This is a genomic window from Arenicella sp. 4NH20-0111 (assembly GCF_040366405.1).
GTDB lineage: Bacteria > Pseudomonadota > Gammaproteobacteria > Arenicellales > Arenicellaceae > Arenicella.
Map to the genome: position 1 here is coordinate 21,282 of NZ_BAABWF010000006.1, position 22,420 is coordinate 43,701.

Consider the following 22,420-nt stretch of genomic DNA (forward strand, 5'->3'; position numbering starts at 1 on the left):
TGATATATGATCTGCTCGTTGTGATTAAATAAGTGAGTTTTAGATAACGCACGGCAGCTATTTTTTTTCACAATTAGGTAAACGTTTACCATCTCGATACATATAAATAAATAATTGAAACACTAGATACACCATCATAGGAGATTAAGTTATGAAAGAGAGGAAATCCAAAGCATCGCTGAGCCTGACTGGCGAAAGTGCGGCTAACCATTTGGACAAAATAAAAGCAAAACCAATTGCTGCGCTCGTTGGGTTAATGGTCGGTGGGGCTGTACTGCCTACGGCTCCATTGCTAGCTCAAGAACAGAGTGGCGAATTTCTTGAGGAAGTGGTTGTCACGGGTATCCGAAGCAGCTTGCAGCGTTCTCAAGACATAAAGCGAAATTCTGACGGAATCGTAGATGCGATCTCGGCTGAAGATATGGGCGTTTTCCCTGACACAAACTTAGCAGAGTCACTACAACGAATTACCGGCGTTTCAATCGATCGAAGTCGTGGTGAAGGTAGTGCCGTTACGGTACGTGGTTTTGGTCCGCAGTTTAATCTCGTTACGTTGAATGGTCGACAAATGCCGACCTATACAGGTCGTTCATTTGACTTTGCTGACTTGGCATCTGAAAGTGTTGCCGGAGTTCAAATTTATAAGACAGGTCGTGCAGATGTGTCTAGTGGTGGTATTGGTTCTAGCATCAACATTAAGACCACAAAGCCACTTGAGTCGCCAGGACTAAAGTCAGTGGTTGCCTTTAAGGCGTTGCATGATACCTCGACAGCGGCTGGAAGTGACTTTACTCCAGAGCTTTCTGGTATTTACAGTAATACCTTTAATGATGACACCTTTGGTATCGCGATTAGCGCCAGTGTTCAAGAGCGCGATAGTGGCGAAAACAATGCGTACGTTAACGGCTGGCGCGCATTCCCAGGTGATTTAGAAGGCGATTGGGGAACCATTCCTACCAATGATCCGAATCAAGTCAATCGACCTGGCGCTGATGATATTTACGCTGTCCCTCAACAAGCGGGTTATCAATTCAGAGAATTTACCCGAGACAGAATCAATGGTCAGTTAACGTTGCAATGGCAGGCTACTGATAGTGTGCGTACCACCGTTGATTACACGTATTCTGAAAATGAAGTCAATCGTACGTTTTCTGACTACTCAGCTTGGTTTAACTTTGGCAATCAATCAACTGAGTTTGACGGCGCGTCTGTGGCAACCCCTGTTGTTTATACCGAGCGATTAGAAGGCCAAGACTATACATTGAAGGCCGGGCGAGATGCTCGCTTGACTGAAAACGAGTCACTTGGTTTCAATGTTGAATGGCAAGTTACCGATCGTTTGAGTCTTGAGCTAGATTATCATGATTCATCGGCTGAACGTCGTCCAGCAAGCCCCTTAGGGGATGCCTCTCAATTGGCAGCGTCAGCGTTCACGCGTGATCGTACTACGTTGATTATTGATGGCGGTGTGCCAATTCTAAATCTCGGTTTGCGCGATGCTCCAACTCCTGATGATTTCATCGTGACGGGCAGTACGTTTGAGAACAGATTGGATCGAATGGAGATCGAACAAGCTTCATTACGCGGTGGTTTTGATTTTAATGACTCCAGCCGAATCAATTTCGGTGTTCAGTTGACCGAAGTTAATAACCGTTCTGCATCTTCAATTGTTCAACGAAACGATTGGGGTGGTACAACGCAAGTTGGTCAGATCGCCGATTTGTTAACGCAAGCAACAGGAGAAGGTCGATTTGATCAGTTTGGGTCTGACGATCCTAGACGTCAATTTGTCTTTTTCGAGTACGATATCGATGCTTTGATTCAACGAACTGTAGATCTCGGCGCAACTAACTCGACTGAGGGAGATTGTGGCCACGGATTGTGCCCAACGAGCGTCTTTGATACTGATCGTCGAACGACTGAGGAAACGACGTCATTCTATGTTTCTTATTCCAGTGATTTGTCGATTGGCGACATGCCGTTACAGGTTAATGCCGGCGTAAGATACGAAGAGACGGATGTCGATTCAGCTGCATTGGTTCCAGTCTACAGCAGCATTGTGCAAGAAGGTTTCAATGAGTTTCCGGTTATTCCGGCTACCGACGCGTCAGGAAATCCAATCAGTGATTTCACGCGCCTTGATGGTGACTACGATGCTTTCCTTCCTAATCTTGATTTGAAGTTGTCTATTACGGACAACCTGGTTGGTCGATTCTCTTACAGTGAAACGATTACTCGACCTGACTTTCAAGACATTCAAGGTGGATTGACTATTGGTCGTCTAACTCGAGTGAATGGTGAAGGAACGGGTAATGCAGGTAATCCAGGACTATTGCCATTCGAGTCGGAGAATATCGATCTGTCGTTTGAGTACTACTTAAACGAAACCGATTATGCTGCGATTGGGTATTTCCGTAAGGATGTATCGAACTTTATTGGCACCGGTATTTTGCAAGATCAAGTATTGTTCCCTAATCTTATCCACCCAGCGACAGGCGTTGCGGCGGTATTCGATGTGGAAACACCAATCAACCAAGAGGAAGCCTCTGTTGATGGATGGGAGTTGGCGATTCAGAAGACCTTCGGTGAATCAGGCTTCGGTATTATGGCAAATGCGACCTTCGTTGACGGCGATATTGCTTATGATACCTCGAGTCTTGAAGCACAATTTGCGATCACTGGTTTGAGTGACTCTGCAAACTTGATTGGTTTTTATGAGAACGAAAAAGTTCAACTTAGGGTTGCTTACAACTGGCGTGATGACTTCCTGTCAGGAACAACGCAGCCTAACGTAGGGAACTTAGGTCCAACGTTTGTTGAAGCCTATGGGCAGTGGGATTTACGTGCGAGCTATAACTTTAGCGATAACCTAACGGTATTTTTCGAAGGGATTAACGTTACTGAAGAAACTACGTCACAGTACGGAAGAACCACTTCTCAAATCCTAAGCGCTACGCAGTCGGGTGCTCGATATAGTGTCGGTGCTCGCTACGCTTTCTAGACCTCTCCTCCTCTAGAAAGTTGTGTTCCGAGTGTGGCGATATGCCTCATTCGGCGCGCAAGCTTAAGGCTCCAGCTTATTTTTAAGTTGGGGCCTATTTTTGATAGACTTAGGGTCAATAAATAACCCGGTTCCGATCGATAAATTATAGAGACGCTTTGTGAAGCATATTGTCATAGTAGGTGGAGGATCGGCTGGGTGGTTGACGGCTGGCATTTTGGCGAGTAAGTATCTATTGGCTGGCTCCGATCCCGACGCAGAACTGGGCATTCAAATCACCTTAATCGAATCTCCAGACGTGCCAACGGTTGGTGTTGGTGAAGGAACGTGGCCATCCATGAGAACCACGTTGAAGGACATGGGAATTTCAGAGACCGAATTCATTCGAGCGTGCGATGTGTCGTTAAAGCAGGGAACTCGTTTTGAAGGTTGGCATACACGCTCTGCTGATCACTACTATCATCCATTCAGTTTGCCCGAAGGGTATCATCAAACAAATCTTGCTGATTGGGTCGCCGAATTGATGCCTGATCAAACTTTTGAAAATGCGGTTTGCGCACAAGCTTTAGTATGTGAAAGGGGATTGTCAGCTAAGAGCATAACGACGCCTGAGTACGCCTTTAACTTAAATTATGGTTACCACTTAGACGCTGGTAAGTTTGCTCAATTTCTGCGCCAGCATTGTACTTCAAAGCTCGGCGTCGATTACGTTCAAGATCATGTGCTGTCAGTGAATGAAGACGCTGATGGCAGTATTAAGTCATTGCTGATTGAAAAAGGAGGTCAGTTGGCGGGCGATCTCTTTATTGATTGCACTGGCTTTTCCGCTAAATTAATTCATGAACACTACCAGGTTCCTTACAAGTCCTTGGTTGGTGTATTGAATAACGACAGCGCCTTAGCCGTGCAAGTGCCATATAGGGAGGGGCAGGAAATTGCTTCCGCTACTCACTCTACTGCCCAGGAGTCTGGTTGGGTCTGGGATATTGGGCTGAGTTCTCGGCGTGGTATTGGTTATGTCTATGCTTCTGAGCATTCCACGGATGAACAGGCTTACGACGTACTTAATCGTTATGTGTCGAAGAACTGCGGAGATGCTTTAGCTAAGAGCATCGAACCTCGCAGGTTATCATTTAGCCCGAAGTACCTTGAGAAGTTTTGGTATAAAAACTGCGTAGCAATCGGGCTTTCTGCTGGGTTCGTGGAACCATTGGAAGCGTCCGCTCTGGTTTTAATTGAAACCTCCGCCAAGGCAATTGTTGATTTGCTACCGATGGGAAGCAAGTCGCTGGAAAGCGCTGCTAATCGTTTTAATCAGAAAATGGATTATCACTGGCTACAGATTGTTGATTTTTTGAAACTTCATTACGTGTTGAGTGAGAGGGATGAGCCATATTGGCGAGAAAGCAGAAACCCAGATTCTATCCCCGATTCACTTACCGACTATCTAAATGTATGGAAGTATCGGTCTCCTTGGCACCAAGACGCGCCCAGAATTGATGAGTTGTTTTCTTCTGCCAGCTTCCAATTTGTGCTCTATGGAATGGGGGGGCAACCCAGTCATACTCGGCATCATTTTAGGTCAGCATCGAGTGAGCGGCAGAAGGCGATAGGGCATTTGCATGACAATAGAAAGAGAGTGGAACATTGGATAAAGACACTTCCAACTAATAGACAATTCATAGAAAAGGTCGGTATGCACGGCCTTCAAAAAATATAAAAGAGGAGACTGTTATGTCAGAACACGTTTTACTAAATCATCATGATCATCTCGATGTGAAAATTTTAAGTCACCATTCGCCAGAGCTGGAAGAGAAGACAAATTTCACCATGGTGTTTCCGATTGAGTTTAGAGATATTCAATCTCAATATCCGATTTTCTTCCAAAAGAATACGGAAACGGGAGCATTTTACCCAATCGCGCTTTTTGGATTAGAGCCAGGGGAAAATTTGTTTTTGAGCGATCGAGGTTGGGACGCATCGTACATTCCACTGATGATTCAAAAACAACCCTTTTTCATTGGTTTAAAGCACGATGAGTCTGCCGAAGACGGCCGTTCCATGGTGGTTACGATGGACCCGTCGAGCCCCCGAATCAGTACTGTAGATGGTGAGTCTTTGTTTAACGCGGACGGTTCTGCGACTGAGTTCTTGAACGAAAAAATGAGTGTGTTAGAACATGTTCATCAAGGCCACGAACACAGTGATGAATTTGTTCAGGCTTTATCAGAGCATAGTTTGTTGGAGCAGTTTGTCCTTGAGTTAACAATGGAAGATGGCAGTACCAATCAAATGCTGGGCTTTTACACCGTGAAAGAAGAGTCCGTTCAGGCTCTGTCTGGCGATGTTTTAGCTGATTTTTCGGCAAAGGGGTTTCTGATGCCGTTATTCATGGTGTTAGCTTCACACGCAAATGTGCGGGCGCTAATTCAAAAGAAAACGGGCGTTTAGGGCTCAATTTGCGTTAACGTTGCTGTGAACCACCATGTGATGGCGGCCGTTCGATGTAGATCCGCTTAGCGGTCCTGTAAGAGTCTGCTGGTTTTCGAGCTAGGCTTACATGGGAGGCCTCTTAGGTGAGAGGCTTAGGTGGAAGTCCTAATTGAGAGGCATAGGCACTTTGAGATTCAAGTCTCTAGAGTGACGGTTTGACATTAATCGGTTGGTATTGTCGCGTGTGATTCAAAGCGCAAAGTAAACTGAGATCAATCTCGGTGGAGCCTGGTCAATACGACTCAAATTTAGATGATAGTTATATGAATACACAATGTGATTTGGCAGGGCCCGTTAAGAAAATAGTGGTTGTTGGTGGAGGCACGGCTGGCTGGATGTCAGCCGCGACAATATCGAAAACTCTTGGCAAGTCGGTGGACGTTACGCTGATAGAGTCAGATGCCATACCAACGATTGGTGTCGGCGAAGCCACCATTCCGACCTTAATGAGCTTGCATCAACTTATCGGAATCAATGAACAGGAGTTTGTTAAGGCCGTTAATGGCACATTTAAGTTGGGGATCTCTTTTGAGTCTTGGAGAGATGTTGGCGAGGATTATATTCATTCATTTGGGTCGACAGGAAAAGATTGTTGGGCGGCGGGGTTTCAGCATTTTTGGGTAAAGGCGATGCAAGATAGTGGAGCTAAGGAGTATGGGCAATACTGTTCGGAATTGGTGGCTGCTCAGCAAAACAAGTTTGCAATTACCCCTAAACATGGATTGAACTACGCGTATCACATAGACGCCGGACTCTACGCTGCTTTTTTGCGTGAATTTGCTGAGTCAAATGGGGCGACACGCGTTGAAGGAAAGGTTGTTAACGTTAACTTAGATCAACGGTCAGGGTTTATTCACAGTGTCTCCTTAGAGAGCGGTAAAGAGGTTGTAGGAGACTTATTTATTGATTGTTCAGGCTTTAGAGGGCTCCTGATTGAACAGGCGTTGCATACCGGGTACGACGATTGGTCGCATTGGTTGCCTTGCGACTCAGCCATAGCCGTTCAAACCGAGGCGCTGGAAGAACCCATTCCGTATACCAGGTCGATTGCTCGTGAGTCTGGCTGGCAGTGGCGAATTCCGCTGCAAACGCGAGTTGGAAATGGGCTGGTTTTTTGCGGCCGTTACATGAGCGACGACGAGGCAATAGGTACGCTGCTCGACAATATTGAGGGTGAAACGCTCAATGATCCTAGAGTGATAAAATTTACGACCGGTACTCGGCGTAAGCACTGGAATAAAAACTGCATTGCGATTGGATTATCCAGTGGGTTTATTGAACCGTTAGAGTCAACCAGCATTCATTTAATTCAACGCAGCATCACTCGACTGATGCAGATGTTTCCGCACAATGGGATCGTCGAGGCAGATATCAATGAATTTAATCATCAAATGGCGTCGGAAATAGATAACATTAGAGACTTCATTGTGCTTCACTATCACGTGACTAATCGACAAGACTCTGCGTTCTGGCGTCATTGCTCAACGATGAGAATTCCAGATTCATTGCAGCACAGAATTGACCTATTTCGAGAGACAGGCAGAGTGTTTAAAGTTCCAACCGAGCTGTTTGGTGAAAATTCCTGGGTGCAAGTGATGATCGGGCAGGGACTTGTCCCCAGAGATTTTCACCCGATTGTTAATATGATGAGTAAAACTGAGCTAACATCTTTCATGCAGACCATTGATCAGAATGTTCAGGGATTGGTTACGCAGCTTCCCTCACACTCCGAATTTATTCGTCACTATTGCCAGAGTCAGCAGTCGATGGAGATGGAAAAGTTGGCTAACGGGTAGGTTTGACGTGTTGGAAGTCGTTGTCTTGGTTGTGGTTGCTATATGATTTTGTCGCGTAAGAAGGCGAAGCACTCAGATTTTTGTTCGTTAGTCAGCTCAGTGGCGAGGTCATTAATCTCTGCAGGTAAGTGTTCAGATGGGTCCCCCGATGTTTTGAATACGAAGTAGTCGAAGAGCGCTTTCCATGCTAGCCGCTGTGGCTCATCCATTTTTGCAATCGTCATCATGCTTAGCATCATGCTGTTATTGGCGCTGGGCCCTGGTTCTTCCAGAAACGTGTTCCACCAGTAGTTTACTAGCACGTTTAATGAATCCAAAGACTCGACCGAATGCCACCAAGGAGACGGGATGAAAATAGCGTCGCCTGGGGCTAGTTCAGCAAACATTGCGTTCTCTAACGCTATCTCAAAGCGAGGAAATTGAACAAGGTCTGGGGAGCGCAGATCCACCATGCTGGTCGGCACTCCTCCGGGAGAGTTAAGTGTGGGGCCAGGGTAAAGATTGGGTGCTTGTTCTGGTGGGAAAAGAGTAAACCGGCGTCTGCCCGTTGTGACGCAGGCAATATTATCATTTAGGTCGAAGTGCGCGGCAACGCGAGAACGGTTGCTGATCCAGAGAGTAGGCTCAACAGAGGAATCAACTAACGTTAGCGGATGTGACTGCTGAAAACCCGGGAGGCAATCTTTGACGGAAGCCGCTTGGACTGATACCGCATGAGGGTCAGTGAGTTCAGCCATGCCCAATAGATGTTGCAGTGTGGAAGGCAGATCTGCACTAACGGACTTGAAATTTAGCCCGGTTAAATCATCCGAATAGAATAAGCGACCTCTGGCGTCAGGTGGCGCTACGACCGTATAGCACGGGAAATCAGTGGCCTGGTTAGCAATCGCTTGTATCGCTTGTTCGTTACTCTGTTTGGCCAATTTCACGAGAGGCCATTGCGCGACAAGATTTCTAAACACGAGTGGGTGCTTCGTTGCCAAGATTTCGTGTTTAAACTCTTCTTGGCTTGGCGAAAGGCCGCTATATTCGTTGATGGCTTGCATGGTATTTTAGCGGGATGGTGGTGAACGCAGAACTACACTGGTTTCTTGGTGCTTCCTCGGACAATTAATTTGTGAGGAAGTATGACTTGAGTTTCCTCTACTGGTTTTTTCTCAATCAACTTTATCAGTATTTCTATGCATCGCTTGCCGAGCTCAGTCACTGGCTGAGCCACCGTGGTCAACGGGGGGTCGGTATAGTTGGCGAACCTTATATCATCAAACCCGGCCACCGCAATGTCATCTGGCACATTAAACCCCTGCTGCCTTAGGGTATGTAAGCACCCCAGTGCACTTTCGTCACACATACAAAAGATCGCGGTAGGGCGATCTTTGAGTTGTAAGATCTCGCGCGTCAGTGATTCTCCCGCATCCAGAGTGTATTGACCTTCGAAGATTAACTCCTTGTCCAGTGCGAGTTCGGCTTTCTTGTGCGCCTTTTGATAGCCTTTTAGACGCTGTTGTGAACTTGGGCTGGTGCTTCCGCCTGTGATAATGGCGATGCGCTTATGTCCCAGCTCAATCAAATGAGTAACCACTTCTTCAGCAGCGAGAATATTATCAATAGTGACGTACGGAATACGATGATCTTGAATTAAAAAACCATCAGATGACACCACTTCACAGGAGTTAACCATCGGCGGCGGCCTGAAGCTGTCGGATTCAAGTAGACTGTCTTCAAAAGGAGGTCGTGCACTGAAGAATATCACGCCATCGGCTTGCTTATGTTGAACTAGATTTCCGTATTGCATTTCACGATCACGAATTCCCTGAGAGTCACCAAAGAGTATTGAGTAACCTGCCTTAGCGGCTGTGGCTTCCATGGATCGGATTACGCCCGAGTTGAATGTGTCGCTTAAATCAGGAATGATCGCCACAATGTTTCTTGTGCGAGATGTTCTTAAGCTACTGCCGAGCATATTGGTTCGGTAGCCTAATTTATCAGCGGCAGTTTGAACACGTTCACGCATGGCTTCAGAAACTCTTCCTGGACGATTTAACGCGCGCGATACTGATGCTGTTGAAATCCCAAGGTGTTTTGCGAGATCTTTTATACCGATGTCTGACATTTGCGGCTAACTATTGTGTCCAATTGGTTGTAAACGTTTACCGCTTATTATCCACTGAATTGAGCAAAAATAGTACCAATAAAGGCAAAAACAGTTGTGCTCAACGCTACACAGCGTCGATAGAGCAGCATTACTGTAACAATAGGCTAGTTTAGGGCAGACCATCGAGCAAAACGATGATCCTTAACAAACCAGGCTAAATGCCAACAAAGAGGCGTGTAAAGCTTTTGTGGCCGAGATTCACCCCGATAAACTAACTCACTCTACTCAATTCACCTTGCTCGGACTCGCTTTGTTTTAGCTCGTTTAAATCTATCTCAAGGCGGTTCATCATTGAGTACAAGGTGCTACGGTTTTTCAGTCCCATCATTTTTGCTGTCGCACTGATATTGTTGTCGCACTTTTTGAGGCTGTACAAAATTATTTCTTTTTCGATACCTTCATGAAGGTTCTTATACACATTATCCTGATTGCTGTTTTGAATGTAGCTATCCAAAAGGTCCATTAAGTTATTGGTCGTGACTCGCTCCAACGAAAGTGGCATAACGCGGCGCAAATCCGAAAGCTTGTGTTTTGATTCGGTGTTCAAGACAATGCCTAAGAACATAGCGGTCGCAAGAGGAACCAAGCCAGTCGCATTGATGCCCACATCGGTGATCTTAAAAATAATGGCTAGAAAGAACACCAGCATTACCGGTGCCAGCGCCAGTAAGCTGTGAAAACACCTCACGGAGTCAATTTGAGATTTGGCATTTCGATAGCCATAGAAAGTAACGCAAACATTACTAATCAATAGTAGCAGTATGTACGAAGCGAATACCCAGTACAGACTGCCTTTAACCGCACTGACCGAGTAGCCAATCGAGTATTGGCCTGCGATGACCAAATCTGAAAATAGAACCACGCCGGCGAGCGTAGTCGCTAGGGCTATAAGAATAGACGTTGAGGTTTTGCTTTCGAGCTTACTGACCGAGAGGCCATGTAAAAACATATAGAGGATCACGTACGATGTGGCGACGTAATAAAGCCGTAAAAACGTACTCCCTATGTCGGTGCTCTCAAAATAGAAATACCCGAGTATCTCTATAAGATTGTGGAGAGCAAACACCACAATTAAAGACAAAAACACCGTTGATACTCTGCCGCCTCTTAGCACATACGCTAGGACGAAGAGTTTAAATAGCAAGCTTAAAAGTGCTGGCGCAAAATATATACTCATCGAATTTAAACCACTCCTCAGTTTACACTACGTATCCAAACTGGCCAGCGACGAGGCCTGAACCTGCAAAAAGGCCTCCAATCCTGTCCCCCGTTTTTAGGCTACCAGAAGCCATAAGCTTTTGAAAGCTCACGGGAAGCGTTGCTGTGGTGATATTGCCTAACTTTGGGAAAGTTTTAACAATATTTTGCCGAGTTACGCCATGCAGACTTCTTGCATGCTCAAACGCGGTCTTTCCTGTTTGATGCGCAATCACCCAATCGACCTTACTCCAGCCTAGTTCATCGAGCGTTTCCTTGAAGATCTTTTTGTTGAGTTTAAGGCCTCGAGCTACGATTTGAGCCATATTCATATGTGCGTCAACGTCGCCATTGGGTTTCCATCTATAGTGACATAGGTTCGAGTGCTTGCTTTCGCTGGCTTGATGAAATTTCATAAACCCAGAATGCCCGTTGTCTGATTGTCCAACCACCATAGCTCCGCCGGCATCGCCGACGGACAGCATACCCCACAGGTGTTTTGCTTCATCTGCAGACACTCCTCGTTTTAGTTGATCGGCTACCTGTCTGGACATTTTCGTTGTCACTTCACCTGTGACGATTAAGGCATATTTTACGGCCCCGGATTCGATCAGACTCGATGCTAATTTTAGTCCGTCGAAAAAGCCGAAGCAGGCGTTTGCCACGTCGAACACGTGATTGGCTTGCAGCCCTAGCGCATGTTGGATGATATGGGCAGTTGCAGGCTCTGGTAAATCACGTTCGATGCCGCAAAATATGACGGCGTCGATGTCACTCGCTTTAACATCAGGGCAATGAGCAAGAGCGTCTTGTGATGCCTTGATTGCCAAATCAGACGGAGTTTGATCCATGGCCACCATTCTTCTTTCATGGATGCCCATTTGATCGGACATCCAATCGTGCGGCAGCCCGTATTTTGCTTCAGTGCCTATTTCAATCATTATGTCTTTCGACGACACTCGTTGGCTGGGTAAATAGGCTCCGACGCCAATAACTTTGGTACGGATGAACGGTTTTAGTTGGTGAACTTGTTGTAAAAGTTTGTAGTTGATTTCATTCATGATAGTTTTCGCTTAAATGGTTTTAAGGGAGAATTATCATTACATTTGTCCGTGATTCTCGACTACCTAGTATTGAAATATTGCTAACATATTGTTAAATATCGGCTGTTTTTTGCCGAGATATTGATTGTGTTGCTAAGGTGGTTGCCATAGTCACTGCTATTTAAAAGAGATGGTTATTTAGCCCCACCAAGGAGGCTATTTAACTAGAATTACGCTGAGGTTATGAACATGATGTTTATTTGGGGGTTGGAAATTACTACCTGGATGGTCGTGATCACGGCGTGTTTACTCTGGATTAAAGATGACAGAGTTTGGAGAGTGTCATGTCTACTCACCGTTTTTTCCTGCTTAGTGTTTGGGGCAATAGAGCCGATTGCATTAATACCGATTGTGTTGATTTGGGCAGCCTGTGAGTCGCTAAAATTCCGCTCTCGGCATCGATACATTGGTCTATTGTTTTTGCTGATCATTGGCGTGGCGTTAGGGCTTCATATTATTCCGGGCTTTAATAATCATCAATTTTTGGTTGGCTACCAATTAAGTGACACGTCTGCGCCTTTCTCCATATGGTTCAACTACGATAAATCGATTTACGGTGTGCTGGTTCTTGGGGTCGTGTTTCATCAAACCTTGATTCATGACCGAGAGACGCTTTTCACTACGGTCAGCCTCTCGGTTCCAATCATCATCATCGGTTTGTTTTTGGTTTATTCAATCGGCCTATTGATCGGCTATGCGCAAATTGACCTAACGTGGTCGTCTACTGTGTGGCCCTGGGCATTAAAGAATTTAGTCTTCACCGTGATCGCTGAAGAGGTTTTGTTTCGTGGGCTGATTCAACGCGAACTCGAACGCGGGTTTGGCGGTAGTCGAGGAGGCGTTTATGCGGTTTTAATTGCGGCGCTTTTGTTTGGGGTGGCACACAGTGCTGGCGGCTTAATGTATGTTGTATTAGCAACGTGCGCGGGTTGTGTGTATGGGTATGCTTACCTCAGAACACGCCGCATAGAAGCAGCGATTGCGGCGCACTTTCTCCTTAATTTGGTCCATTTTATGGTGTTCAGCTATCCTTACGCCACTTCTTAGATGAAACAGCGTATTTTTCGCCAAAAGAGTCCTTCGTACTATGGCAATTTTACTTTAGAATACCGCCTCCTAAAAATCTATTATTTGTTGTTCCCAGTTTTGTGGCTAGTCAAATATTACAGCGTAACGTTGGTTAGACCGTGTCAATAATGAATAACGACTTAAAAGAGTGATTACATGAGTTCAACACCTAACCTTCCTGTTATTGGGATTCTTGGCGATGGTCAGCTATCTTGGATGATGACTGAGGCTTATCAAGCGTTAGGCGGCGCTGTGCACGTTCTTGGGCCCAATTCTGACACTCCTGCGCATTCGATTGCCAACGTGTCTGTGGTGGGTGATATTAATGACTACAACGACTTGATTCGTTTTTTTCCTAATGTTGACGTTGTTACTATCGAGAATGAATTCATAGACAGTGACCTTCTTATGAAAGTTGCAGAGGAAACTGAGGTTTCCGTACGTCCGGAGCCAGATAGATATTCTCTAATTGAGAATAAATTGGCAGAGAGCCAGTTTTTTCACGATGCTGGGGTACCAGTGGCTGATTTCTTTAAAGTAGACAGTGAGCGAGACCTACTGGATGAGCCAGGTTTTTTAAAGCTCTCTAAAGGAGGTTATGACGGCATTGGGACGTGTGCTGTCGAAAATCTCGCTGAGGCAAAACAGGTTTGGTCTGAATTACGAGTTAAAGGCGATGTCGTATTTCAGCATAAAGTGACGTTTGATAAAGAGCTTTCGGTGATCGCAGTCAAATCAGGTGATCAAGTTGAATTCTATCCGATGGTCGAGACCCACCAAGATCTTGGCACCTGCCGTTACGTTACTTTTCCAAGCGGTGTCGATAATGATGTAGAGCAACTCGGATTCGATCTGGTTGGTAGAATTATGGAAAAGCTCGATTGCAATGGTCTCTTTGCATTTGAGTTGTTTTTAAAATCAGATGGAACTCTAATTCTGAATGAATCAGCTCCTCGCCCTCATAATTCTGGCCACATCACGCTCGATTCCGTTGATTGTTCTCAGTTTGAAAACCACATGAGAGCGGTAGCGGGGCTGAGGCTCACGAAACCGACGGTATTGAAAACGCCTGCCTTGATGTTGAATTTATTGGCCAGTAAAGCTGGAGAATTTGATGAGCAGGCTATTGCTGATGCTATCGAAGACTCCGAACTCAGTGTTAAGCTGTACGGAAAAGGAACGTCAAGACCTAAACGAAAGATGGGGCACATAAATCTTTGGGGTGACGATCTTTGGGCACGCGCTAGACTACTTAATGAAACACTCGACTTCTAACTTACGAGAACGACGATGAAAATAGCAATTATTATGGGTTCGGACTCCGATTGGGGAGTTATGAAGGCGGCAGCAGAAGTGCTAACCGATTTTGGTGTGAGTTTTGATGCCAAGGTAGTTTCTGCACACAGAACGCCAGGTGATATGTTTGATTATGCGAAGGGCGCCGTTGAGCAAGGTTATTCTGCCATTATTGCTGGTGCTGGTGGTGCCGCTCATTTACCTGGAATGGTCGCTTCCTGCACCACATTACCTGTTATTGGTGTGCCGGTAAGGGGCAGCAGCTTGGATGGAATGGATTCACTTCTTTCTATTGTACAGATGCCGCGAGGCATTCCCGTTGCTACGGTGGCGATTAATAATTCAACGAACGCAGCTTTGTTGGCAGTTCGTATCTTGGCTGTGTCGTCTGACTCATTGCGAAAAAAGCTGGATAAGTACGCGAACGACATCGCGGACGCTTCTCGGGCAAAAACATTGGATTAGCTTTGTGCCGATACAACTCGACTAGGGTTGTGATTGATAGAGCCACTAAGGTCTTTATAAGAAGGAATTAAATAGTGGCTAATCTTATTTGAAGTAGTCATACGGCGGGCACTCGAGTATCGGTATTGCGGCTAACCATAATGAGCCTACGTAAGATTACTTACTGAAGCCGTCGTACTTTTTAAAAATGGCGTAGACCAGAAAGCGACGGTGCATGTCCATTCTTAAAGTCCATTCCTAATGCAGGTTTCTTGTCGTCACGGGATTGTGGCGATAGGGAGACAGCTTTTAACGACCTGACTGATTGCACTCCTTTAGTCTTTAGTTTGTGGGGTGTGCGGTCCAGTTCGATTGTTACCTGCGGTTGCCAGTAAGGCGAGTGTTGTGAGGTTTCGTAAATCTAAGTCAGTCTATTTGCTGGGCAGCCCGCATTCGTGGTCATTGACCTTTCATCGTAGGCGAGGTGCTTAAGTGCTTTCAGAGAGCAAAAAAAAAGATACCAACCCTAGTCAAAAGACGTCGATATGGTATCTTTCTACTGCGCGCACTGCTAATGCGTGCACGCTCGCCAAGTGAGCCCATCCCTTTTGACCCCGGGGAGGCAAACTTGGTGTCACCGAGCGCACCCTAAAGTGCACCCGGTGACGGATGAAGGCAAAAAACTTTGGGGGGGACTTGCCTTCGGAGGGCCTCTAAGTCTTAGCGACTTAGAGGCCTTTTCTTACAACAAGACTCATCGTACTTAATCAGTAGATAAAGCCTTACTAACAACAACCCGAGGACCCCTACTAACCCTACTAGCAACCCTATTGACCCAGTGTGGTTTGACCCTTTAACTGCTCTTATATTTATCCTAAGAGCTGAAGATGTGCAAATGTCTATTTTAAATAATCACTGACGCTGATTGCTACTATGAGTTTTTTTAACCGTCTTATTTAAGACATCACCTTTTGGAGTCACTCATGCATCAGCGTATTCGAAGTAAAAATAAAATCCATTCAACGGGTATTTACCTTCCAAAGCAAATCGTTAAATCCGATCATCTGTTCGAGGAAATACGTTCAGAATCTCAATACGATATAGACAAATGTTGGATGAGCGAAAAAATGGGCATCACAGAAAGGCGAATGGCGCCAAGCACTTCTAAACCTTCTGACTTGGCGATTCCTGCCGCGCAAAAAGCTCTGGAATCATGTGAGGATTTATCATTGCAAGATATTGATTTAATTATATTTTGTGGTATCGAGCGTGACCAACCTGAACCGGCAACCGCGCACATTATTCAAGATGCTCTGGGGCTATCTGCGCGGTATGCTTTTGATATAGCGAACGCCTGTTTTGGCTTCATCGACGCAATGCAAGTTGCTGATAGCTATATACGATCTGGCGTAGCGCGTTATGCCTTAGTGGTTACTGGTGAAGTGCCAACCAGAGTTTTACGGGCGGCCGTAGATATGTTAAAAAGAGGTGTCGACATTAAGACAGCACGTAGCATTATTGGTGCTTTGTCAGTTGGCGATGCCGGAGGGGCCGTTATTATTGGACCTGTTAAAAATGGTGAAAAATCTGGATTTGAGTTGTTTAACACTAACTCTTTCAGCTACCTTGCCAATAAATGTATGTACAAAACGGACAAAGATGGTTCAATTTCTGGGCATATGAACATGGCTCAGATCACCAGCGCCTTCATTAAATGTCATTATGGGCTGATTGACGACACTCTTGAGCAGTTGGGGTGGAATGAATTTGACTGGGTACTGACCCATCAAATTGGTCAAAAGCCGTTTGATAGGCTGGCCAATATGAATGGTGTTTCGCCCAACAAAATGATTAAGACTTTGGATAAGTTAGGCAATATTACATCAGCTACGTTTCCAGTTAATTTTAAAAAACTAGCTGATGAAGAAGAAGTAGTGAAGGGAGATCGTATTGGCGGGTGTTTTGCCGGTTCCGGTCTGGTGGTCGGCCAGTTTGGCTACACCTATTAGTTAGTCCAGTCGTTATTCTTAGCTGAATTGGCGTTTTGAGTTTGTATGTACGCGAGCGCCTTATTTAGGTTTTTATTAACGTTGTAATTAGATGGTAGTCTCTATTTAACGCTCAGCAGAGGCACCTTTAAACCATTTTGAGCAAATACATACCAGGATCATGTCTCGATGAGTATATTTGTTGTTCCAGCATTGGTGGCTTTAATTATCAAGTTAGGCGTGATGTTTGTTTCACGAACAACGTTCATGTCCAGTCCGTACTTTGGATTCATGGTTCTGGTTTTCGCGTGCCATAATCTGTGCGAGGTTTTGGTGTTTTGGGAGTATTTTCATGGCGATAAGGCCGAGTACGTGCTTCGGTCTTATTATGTGATTTCTCTGGTGTCGCTGCTTTCGATTGCGCTGTATATCTCATCGATTGTCGATTTCATCGGTGCACCCATCAAGCGACTGCTTGTTTCCCTTGTCTCTTTCGTTTCCTTGTTTATCATTTTTAGCGATTCAATTGTGGCGGGTAGCCGTTCATTGGGGTACGTATTTACCGCAGTCCGAGGCGAGTACTATGGTGTATTCCAGTTGCTGTCACTCGCGTTTATGGGCCTGCTACCATTTGTCTTGTATCGTGGTTACGTTCGAGCTCAAAATCACAATACTCAGATTCGATGCGCGTTTATGGGGATGGCATTAGTGCCGCACTTTTTGTCCGTCATTTTAGTGATACTGATAATGAATCTTGGTTTTCAAGTTAACGGCGCTGCCATATTCCCGTTCGCAACGACTCTGTTTTTGGTCATCATTTTGGCGAGTGAAAACCAGCACAAATTAACGGATATTCGTCGATTCATTCCATTTTCTCATGAGCGTAGAACATCAAATGAGATCATGGACATTTACTCGAAATACGCTCGTGATCAGCAAAGTTATCGGGAGGCAATCAGTGAAATCGAGAAGCTGTTAGTGACCCATAAATATGACAAAACAGGACGTAATGCCTCTTCGACGGCAGAGTTAATGGGGATGCCTAGGTCTTCACTTTATTCGCTGTTTAATCGACTGAAGATTAAGAAATAGCCGATTTTTTGCCCCTGTTTTAACCTAAGTACGTTTTACTGCATTGGGTATTTGCTCTAAGGATATAAGGATCTGTGGATAGCCGGGAATAGCTATTACATTTTTCATGCGGTAGACTGCGCGAAACTTAACCCTGTATACCGCTCTCATACCAGAAGTCCTAATTATGAAACTCAGTACAAAAATAGAAGCGTTTGTATCGCACTTTGGCGAAATGGGCAGTCGTTGGGGTTTTAATAGAACCGTCGGTCAAATGTACGCTTTGTTGATGGTCTACAATCGACCGCTGAATGCGGATGAAATGGCTGAGATGCTGAGCATATCAAGGTCTAATGTGAGTATGGGGCTGAAAGAGCTGCACTCTTGGAGGCTGTTGAAGGTGACGCATTACCCAGGGGACAGAAAAGAATATTATCGCGCTCCAGAGGATATTTTTGAGGTTGCTCGCATTGTTCTAGAGGAGCGTCATAAACGAGAGGTTGCTCCGACACTGACCATGCTCAGACAGGAAATCATGCGAGAACCCGTTTCTGAGGAAGGTAAGCATGCTCAAAAACGGATGACTGAGATTTATGAGTTAATTGATGGTGTGTCCAAGGCGGTTGATGAGGTGGCGGGGTTGAGCTCTAAGGATTTGGCCAAAATGATGAAGCTGGGGTCGGGCGTGGCGTCGGTCTTCAATTTTAAAGACCGCTTGCTGGGCAAAGCTAAAGATTCGGAGGAGGAGTAAAGAGCTCTCATCACCATGAAGTACCTGATCATTACGCTGTTCTCTGTTGTTAGTATCTTAGGTGCCAATCTTTGTGCGCAGATAGATATCACGGACTCGCACGGTAAGTACACATTTGACTCTCCACCAAAACGTTTTGTGGTCTTAAATTGGGCATTAGCCGAGCAATTGTTGGAGCTCGGTGAAAGCCCAGTTGGAATAGCTGGGTTAACGGAGTTTGAAACGCTGAGTACTCGATACAGCTTACCAGAGGGTACAGTGAATGTTGGATCAAGATTAAATCCTAACCTCTCGACTATTCGTGATTTAAAGCCTGAGGTTATCTTTATTGGCTATTCTCAGCGCTCACTAATTCGTCCTTTGTCGAATATCGCGACCGTAATTTACTTTAAAAATTTTGGTAAGCGCTATAACAATGCGGCAAAGTCTGAAGAACGGTTTCTTGAATTGGCAAAACTGTTTCAGAAGACCGGTCTGGCACAGGAGGTCTTGGAGTTTAGAAATCAAGCGTTAGAAAAACTTAAGGCAACACTGGTTGATAAGCAAACCGCAGACGTTGTAACAAACGTGCTTCTGATCGCGCCTTCAGGGCAAGGGAATACCCGGTTTGGCGTGTTCGGGAAAAATTCTTTGCCTTATCACGCGGGACTAATGATTGGTTTAAATGTGTTGTCGCCAGAAGAAACGGATAACTTTGGAGTAGCTCAGTTGTCTAAAAAGGGTCTTTTGGAGCAGGCGGCATCATTAAGCAACGAAGATGTGTGTCTCGTTGTGTTTGAAAAGTATGGTGTCGGTAACACAACTGAAATGATTGATGACTTGGATAAACGCCACGATTGCGTCTTATCCATTGATTATCAACAGGCTTTTGGCGGCGTCAACTCTCTTCTATGGTTGGCGCAGGAGTATGCCCAGTCATTAATAGACAATTCCTCGACGCCATAGTTCTATACTGTTTCAGGCCGCTGGGTAAATTGCTGGTCACATTCTCCAGTGACGTAGAAATATCTATGATTTAAGTGCAGCTAGGCTTGCATTTATTATCAAATAATCTAAACTTTCAGAAATTACTGAAAATTCAGTACACAAGTAAAGTTGCTGTACAAAGCCGGAGAATTAAGGTGAACCGATTCCATCGTCTTGCCATCATACCGCTACTCCTCATGTTGGGCGGTTGCGAATATTTACTCTTTGACCCTAAGGGTCCAATTGCCGCTGAGCAAATGGACCTTATCATCTTATCGTTTCTGGTGATGATGATCGTGGTGGTTCCAGTCTTCTTTATGACGTTTTGGTTCTCGATAAAATATCGCGATGGCAACAAAAAAAGCGAATACCTGCCTCACTGGGAACATTCGAATAAGATTGAAGTGATCGTTTGGTCTGTTCCGCTTGCTATCATCATAGCGTTGGGGATTATTACCTATAAGACTTCCTACTCTCTTGATCCTAGGCAGGCGTTGGACTCCGAGAACCCGACGTTACGAGTGCAAGTCGTGGCTTTAGATTGGAAGTGGTTATTTATCTATCCTGAGCAGGAAATAGCGACGGTTAATGAATTTGCCATGCCGGTAGATACTCCAGTCGAATTTTTGATCACATCAGACACTGTGATGAACTCCTTTTTTGTACCCCAACTTGGAAGCATGATCTACGCGATGGCGGGTATGGAGAATCAGCTTCATCTCATTGCTGACACCGAAGGTGAGTATCGCGGCTTGTCGGCGAACTACAGTGGCTTTGGTTTTTCTGGGATGAAGTTTAAGGCATTAGCTAAAAATGATGCTGACTTCCAAGCTTGGGTTAAGAAAGTAAGAGAATCTGGAAATGAACTCGACGCCTCAAGGTATGAATCTTTGAGTGTTAAAACAAAAGATCACCCAGTTGAGTACTACTCACAAGTAAACCCATTGATGTTCAACCGAATTATTGAGAAGTATACGGGGCCTCAAAATGGCGAATAAAGCGACAATTATTACTGATCCTGATCCAATTTTTGGAAAGTTAACTTGGGATTCAATTCCTTACCATGACCCAATCATACTGACTACATTTCTTGTGGTGGTGATGGTCGGTGTCGGTGTTCTGGGCGCTGTAATGTATTACGGTAAGCTGAGATACCTGTGGGATGAATGGTTAACGTCCGTAGATCACAAAAAGATCGGCATCATGTACATAATCGCCGCATTTATTATGATGATTCGCGGTTTTTCTGACGCCCTATTGATGCGTTCTCAACAAGCGTTGGCCGTTTCTGATAGTTCAGGCGTTGGTTACCTACCACCTGAGCATTATGACCAAATCTTTACAGCGCATGGCGTGATCATGATCTTTTTTGTGGCCATGCCTTTGATCGTTGGGTTGATGAATTTGGTCGTACCGCTACAGATCGGTGCGCGTGATGTCGCGTTTCCGTTTCTGAACTCGCTGAGTTTTTGGCTGTTTGTGGTGGGCGCAATGTTGGTGAATGCCTCTTTGTTTGTTGGCGAATTTGCCGCAACAGGGTGGTTGGCTTACCCCCCACTATCTGGGCTCGAATACAGTCCTTGGGTTGGGGTCGACTATTGGCTTTGGGCGTTGCAGATTTCCGGGATAGGAACATTGCTCAGTGGCGTGAACTTCTTTGTGACTATTATTCGGATGAGAGCGCCGGGAATGAGTCTCATGAAAATGCCTGTCTTTACTTGGACCTCTTTGTGCGCAAATGTGCTAATTATTTTGGCGTTTCCAATATTGACAGTCACCATCACTTTATTAACGCTCGATAGGTACATCGGCACTAATTTCTTTACAAACGATATGGGTGGCAATCAAATGATGTACGTGAATCTTATATGGGCCTGGGGTCACCCTGAGGTCTATATTTTGATTTTACCCGCGTTTGGAATTTTCTCAGAAGTAACGGCTACTTTTTCAAGGAAGCGCCTCTTCGGGTATACGTCACTCGTATGGGCTACGGCCTGCATCATGTTTCTTTCGTTTATAGTATGGCTACATCACTTCTTTACGATGGGGGCAGGTGCAAGCGTGAATGCGTTTTTTGGGATTGCGACGATGATTATCTCGATACCCACAGGGGTTAAGATATTTAATTGGTTGTTCACGATGTACAAAGGCCAAGTCAGGTTCGATTCTCCAATGTGGTGGACATCTTCCTTTTTGATCACCTTCACGATCGGCGGTGTGACTGGCGTAATGTTGGCCATTCCGGCCGCTAACTTTGTGTTACACAATAGTCTTTTTTTGGTGGCCCACTTTCACAATGTGATCATTGGGGGCGCCCTATTTGGGTATTTCGCAGGATTAACCTATTGGTTTCCGAAAGCCACTGGTTTCAAGTTAGATGAAAAACTCGGCAAATGGGCCTGTGCGTTATGGACCATCGGTTTTTTCATGGCGTTCATGCCACTGTATGTGCTCGGGTTTATGGGCATGACGCGTAGATTGAATTATTACGATAATCCAGTTTGGAACGATTGGTTGCTGGTTGCTGGTCTGGGTGCACTGGTCGTATTAATCGCTATTTGTGTCCAGTTTTATCAAATTTTTGCGAGTATCCGTGATCGTAAAAATAATATGGATTTAACGGGTGACCCCTGGGATGGCAGGACATTAGAATGGGCCACTTCATCTCCTCCGGCATTCTACAATTTTGCTAGAACACCGGAGATCCGTGATCGGGATCAATTCTATTATCTGAAGGAACACGACTTAGCGTTTAAGCAACCTGAACAGTATCAGCGTATTCACATGCCTAAAAATACGTGGGCGGGTGTCGTCATCGGCGGGTTCTCGGGCGTGATGGGCTTCGCAATGATATGGCATATTTGGTGGATGGCTATTTTTGGCACCTTAGGCATGTTGATTGCTTTTATCGTATATAACTTCCAAAAAGGTAAGGACTATTACGTTGAAGTGTCTGAAATAGAAGAGATTGAAAACGCACATTTCGAGAAAATCAGACTGGCTCAAAGTCAGGAGTCGAACAATCTCGACGGTCAAGATTACCAAGTTAACGAACGCGGAACGCCGCTTTCAATGCCGGTTTAGGAGAGGT

17 protein-coding genes are annotated in these 22,420 nt (G+C 45.3%); 13 read left to right on the plus strand and 4 right to left on the minus strand.

The features are described from left to right. Nucleotides 1-151: 151 nt before the first annotated feature. The 4 genes from ABWW54_RS13005 to ABWW54_RS13020 all read left to right on the plus strand — a co-directional run bounded on the left by ABWW54_RS13005 (nucleotide 152) and on the right by ABWW54_RS13020 (nucleotide 7,290). The gene (locus tag ABWW54_RS13005) at nucleotides 152-3,001 is read left to right on the plus strand and encodes a TonB-dependent receptor (RefSeq protein ID WP_353412755.1); all 2,850 of its coding nucleotides are present in this window, start codon (nucleotides 152-154) and stop codon (nucleotides 2,999-3,001) included. Between the two features lie 160 nt (nucleotides 3,002-3,161). Continuing rightward, nucleotides 3,162-4,721, plus strand: a complete 1,560-nt coding sequence (locus tag ABWW54_RS13010; protein ID WP_353412757.1) for a tryptophan halogenase family protein — start codon at nucleotides 3,162-3,164, stop codon at nucleotides 4,719-4,721. Between the two features lie 14 nt (nucleotides 4,722-4,735). Next, complete coding sequence (locus tag ABWW54_RS13015; RefSeq protein WP_353412758.1) at nucleotides 4,736-5,452, plus strand: SapC family protein; 717 nt, start codon at nucleotides 4,736-4,738, stop codon at nucleotides 5,450-5,452. Nucleotides 5,453-5,757: 305 nt separating this feature from the next. Continuing rightward, nucleotides 5,758-7,290, plus strand: coding sequence for a tryptophan halogenase family protein (locus tag ABWW54_RS13020; protein WP_353412759.1), 1,533 nt, complete (start codon nucleotides 5,758-5,760; stop codon nucleotides 7,288-7,290). A 38-nt stretch (nucleotides 7,291-7,328) separates the two neighbouring features. On the opposite strand, the gene ABWW54_RS13025 is transcribed toward ABWW54_RS13020, so the two are convergent. The 4 genes from ABWW54_RS13025 to ABWW54_RS13040 all read right to left on the minus strand — a co-directional run bounded on the left by ABWW54_RS13025 (nucleotide 7,329) and on the right by ABWW54_RS13040 (nucleotide 11,703). Beyond that, nucleotides 7,329-8,336 (minus strand): cupin-like domain-containing protein, encoded by a 1,008-nt coding sequence (locus tag ABWW54_RS13025; RefSeq protein WP_353412761.1) that lies wholly within the window; start codon nucleotides 8,334-8,336, stop codon nucleotides 7,329-7,331. A gap of 32 nt (nucleotides 8,337-8,368) precedes the next feature. Next, nucleotides 8,369-9,403 (minus strand): LacI family DNA-binding transcriptional regulator, encoded by a 1,035-nt coding sequence (locus ABWW54_RS13030; protein ID WP_353412762.1) that lies wholly within the window; start codon nucleotides 9,401-9,403, stop codon nucleotides 8,369-8,371. A 253-nt stretch (nucleotides 9,404-9,656) separates the two neighbouring features. Next, complete coding sequence (locus tag ABWW54_RS13035; protein WP_353412763.1) at nucleotides 9,657-10,622, minus strand: hypothetical protein; 966 nt, start codon at nucleotides 10,620-10,622, stop codon at nucleotides 9,657-9,659. 22 nt (nucleotides 10,623-10,644) lie between these two features. Further along, on the minus strand, nucleotides 10,645-11,703 hold the full coding sequence (locus tag ABWW54_RS13040; RefSeq protein ID WP_353412765.1) for a ketoacyl-ACP synthase III: 1,059 nt from the start codon (nucleotides 11,701-11,703) through the stop codon (nucleotides 10,645-10,647). 231 nt (nucleotides 11,704-11,934) lie between these two features. Between ABWW54_RS13040 and ABWW54_RS13045 the strand changes: the two genes are divergently transcribed. The 9 genes from ABWW54_RS13045 to cyoB all read left to right on the plus strand — a co-directional run bounded on the left by ABWW54_RS13045 (nucleotide 11,935) and on the right by cyoB (nucleotide 22,413). Further along, entirely contained in the window at nucleotides 11,935-12,792 is an 858-nt protein-coding gene (locus ABWW54_RS13045) for a CPBP family intramembrane glutamic endopeptidase (protein WP_353412767.1), read from the plus strand. 177 nt (nucleotides 12,793-12,969) lie between these two features. Then, nucleotides 12,970-14,088, plus strand: a complete 1,119-nt coding sequence (locus tag ABWW54_RS13050) for a 5-(carboxyamino)imidazole ribonucleotide synthase (RefSeq protein WP_353412768.1) — start codon at nucleotides 12,970-12,972, stop codon at nucleotides 14,086-14,088. A gap of 15 nt (nucleotides 14,089-14,103) precedes the next feature. Further along, entirely contained in the window at nucleotides 14,104-14,574 is a 471-nt protein-coding gene (gene purE / locus ABWW54_RS13055) for a 5-(carboxyamino)imidazole ribonucleotide mutase (protein WP_353412769.1), read from the plus strand. A gap of 962 nt (nucleotides 14,575-15,536) precedes the next feature. Further along, nucleotides 15,537-16,562, plus strand: coding sequence for a ketoacyl-ACP synthase III (locus ABWW54_RS13060; protein WP_353412771.1), 1,026 nt, complete (start codon nucleotides 15,537-15,539; stop codon nucleotides 16,560-16,562). A 168-nt stretch (nucleotides 16,563-16,730) separates the two neighbouring features. Further along, complete coding sequence (locus tag ABWW54_RS13065; protein ID WP_353412772.1) at nucleotides 16,731-17,633, plus strand: hypothetical protein; 903 nt, start codon at nucleotides 16,731-16,733, stop codon at nucleotides 17,631-17,633. A gap of 166 nt (nucleotides 17,634-17,799) precedes the next feature. Further along, nucleotides 17,800-18,363, plus strand: a complete 564-nt coding sequence (locus ABWW54_RS13070; protein ID WP_353412774.1) for a GbsR/MarR family transcriptional regulator — start codon at nucleotides 17,800-17,802, stop codon at nucleotides 18,361-18,363. 15 nt (nucleotides 18,364-18,378) lie between these two features. Next, nucleotides 18,379-19,308, plus strand: a complete 930-nt coding sequence (locus ABWW54_RS13075; protein WP_353412775.1) for an ABC transporter substrate-binding protein — start codon at nucleotides 18,379-18,381, stop codon at nucleotides 19,306-19,308. A 176-nt stretch (nucleotides 19,309-19,484) separates the two neighbouring features. Beyond that, the gene (gene cyoA, locus ABWW54_RS13080) at nucleotides 19,485-20,327 is read left to right on the plus strand and encodes a ubiquinol oxidase subunit II (RefSeq protein WP_353412776.1); all 843 of its coding nucleotides are present in this window, start codon (nucleotides 19,485-19,487) and stop codon (nucleotides 20,325-20,327) included. After that, nucleotides 20,317-22,413 (plus strand): cytochrome o ubiquinol oxidase subunit I, encoded by a 2,097-nt coding sequence (gene cyoB, locus ABWW54_RS13085; protein WP_353412778.1) that lies wholly within the window; start codon nucleotides 20,317-20,319, stop codon nucleotides 22,411-22,413. The genes cyoA and cyoB overlap by 11 nt, the downstream gene beginning before the upstream one ends. Nucleotides 22,414-22,420 lie beyond the last annotated feature (7 nt).

Coding starts and splice junctions, on each gene's coding strand:
- ABWW54_RS13005 (WP_353412755.1), top strand. CDS start 152: ATGAAAGAGAGGAAATCCAAAGCATCGCTGAGCCTGACTGGCGAAAGT.
- ABWW54_RS13015 (WP_353412758.1), top strand. CDS start 4,736: ATGTCAGAACACGTTTTACTAAATCATCATGATCATCTCGATGTGAAA.
- ABWW54_RS13020 (WP_353412759.1), top strand. CDS start 5,758: ATGAATACACAATGTGATTTGGCAGGGCCCGTTAAGAAAATAGTGGTT.
- ABWW54_RS13025 (WP_353412761.1), bottom strand. CDS start 8,336: ATGCAAGCCATCAACGAATATAGCGGCCTTTCGCCAAGCCAAGAAGAG.
- ABWW54_RS13030 (WP_353412762.1), bottom strand. CDS start 9,403: ATGTCAGACATCGGTATAAAAGATCTCGCAAAACACCTTGGGATTTCA.
- ABWW54_RS13035 (WP_353412763.1), bottom strand. CDS start 10,622: ATGAGTATATATTTTGCGCCAGCACTTTTAAGCTTGCTATTTAAACTC.
- ABWW54_RS13040 (WP_353412765.1), bottom strand. CDS start 11,703: ATGAATGAAATCAACTACAAACTTTTACAACAAGTTCACCAACTAAAA.
- ABWW54_RS13045 (WP_353412767.1), top strand. CDS start 11,935: ATGATGTTTATTTGGGGGTTGGAAATTACTACCTGGATGGTCGTGATC.
- ABWW54_RS13050 (WP_353412768.1), top strand. CDS start 12,970: ATGAGTTCAACACCTAACCTTCCTGTTATTGGGATTCTTGGCGATGGT.
- purE (WP_353412769.1), top strand. CDS start 14,104: ATGAAAATAGCAATTATTATGGGTTCGGACTCCGATTGGGGAGTTATG.
- ABWW54_RS13060 (WP_353412771.1), top strand. CDS start 15,537: ATGCATCAGCGTATTCGAAGTAAAAATAAAATCCATTCAACGGGTATT.
- ABWW54_RS13065 (WP_353412772.1), top strand. CDS start 16,731: ATGAGTATATTTGTTGTTCCAGCATTGGTGGCTTTAATTATCAAGTTA.
- ABWW54_RS13070 (WP_353412774.1), top strand. CDS start 17,800: ATGAAACTCAGTACAAAAATAGAAGCGTTTGTATCGCACTTTGGCGAA.
- ABWW54_RS13075 (WP_353412775.1), top strand. CDS start 18,379: ATGAAGTACCTGATCATTACGCTGTTCTCTGTTGTTAGTATCTTAGGT.
- cyoB (WP_353412778.1), top strand. CDS start 20,317: ATGGCGAATAAAGCGACAATTATTACTGATCCTGATCCAATTTTTGGA.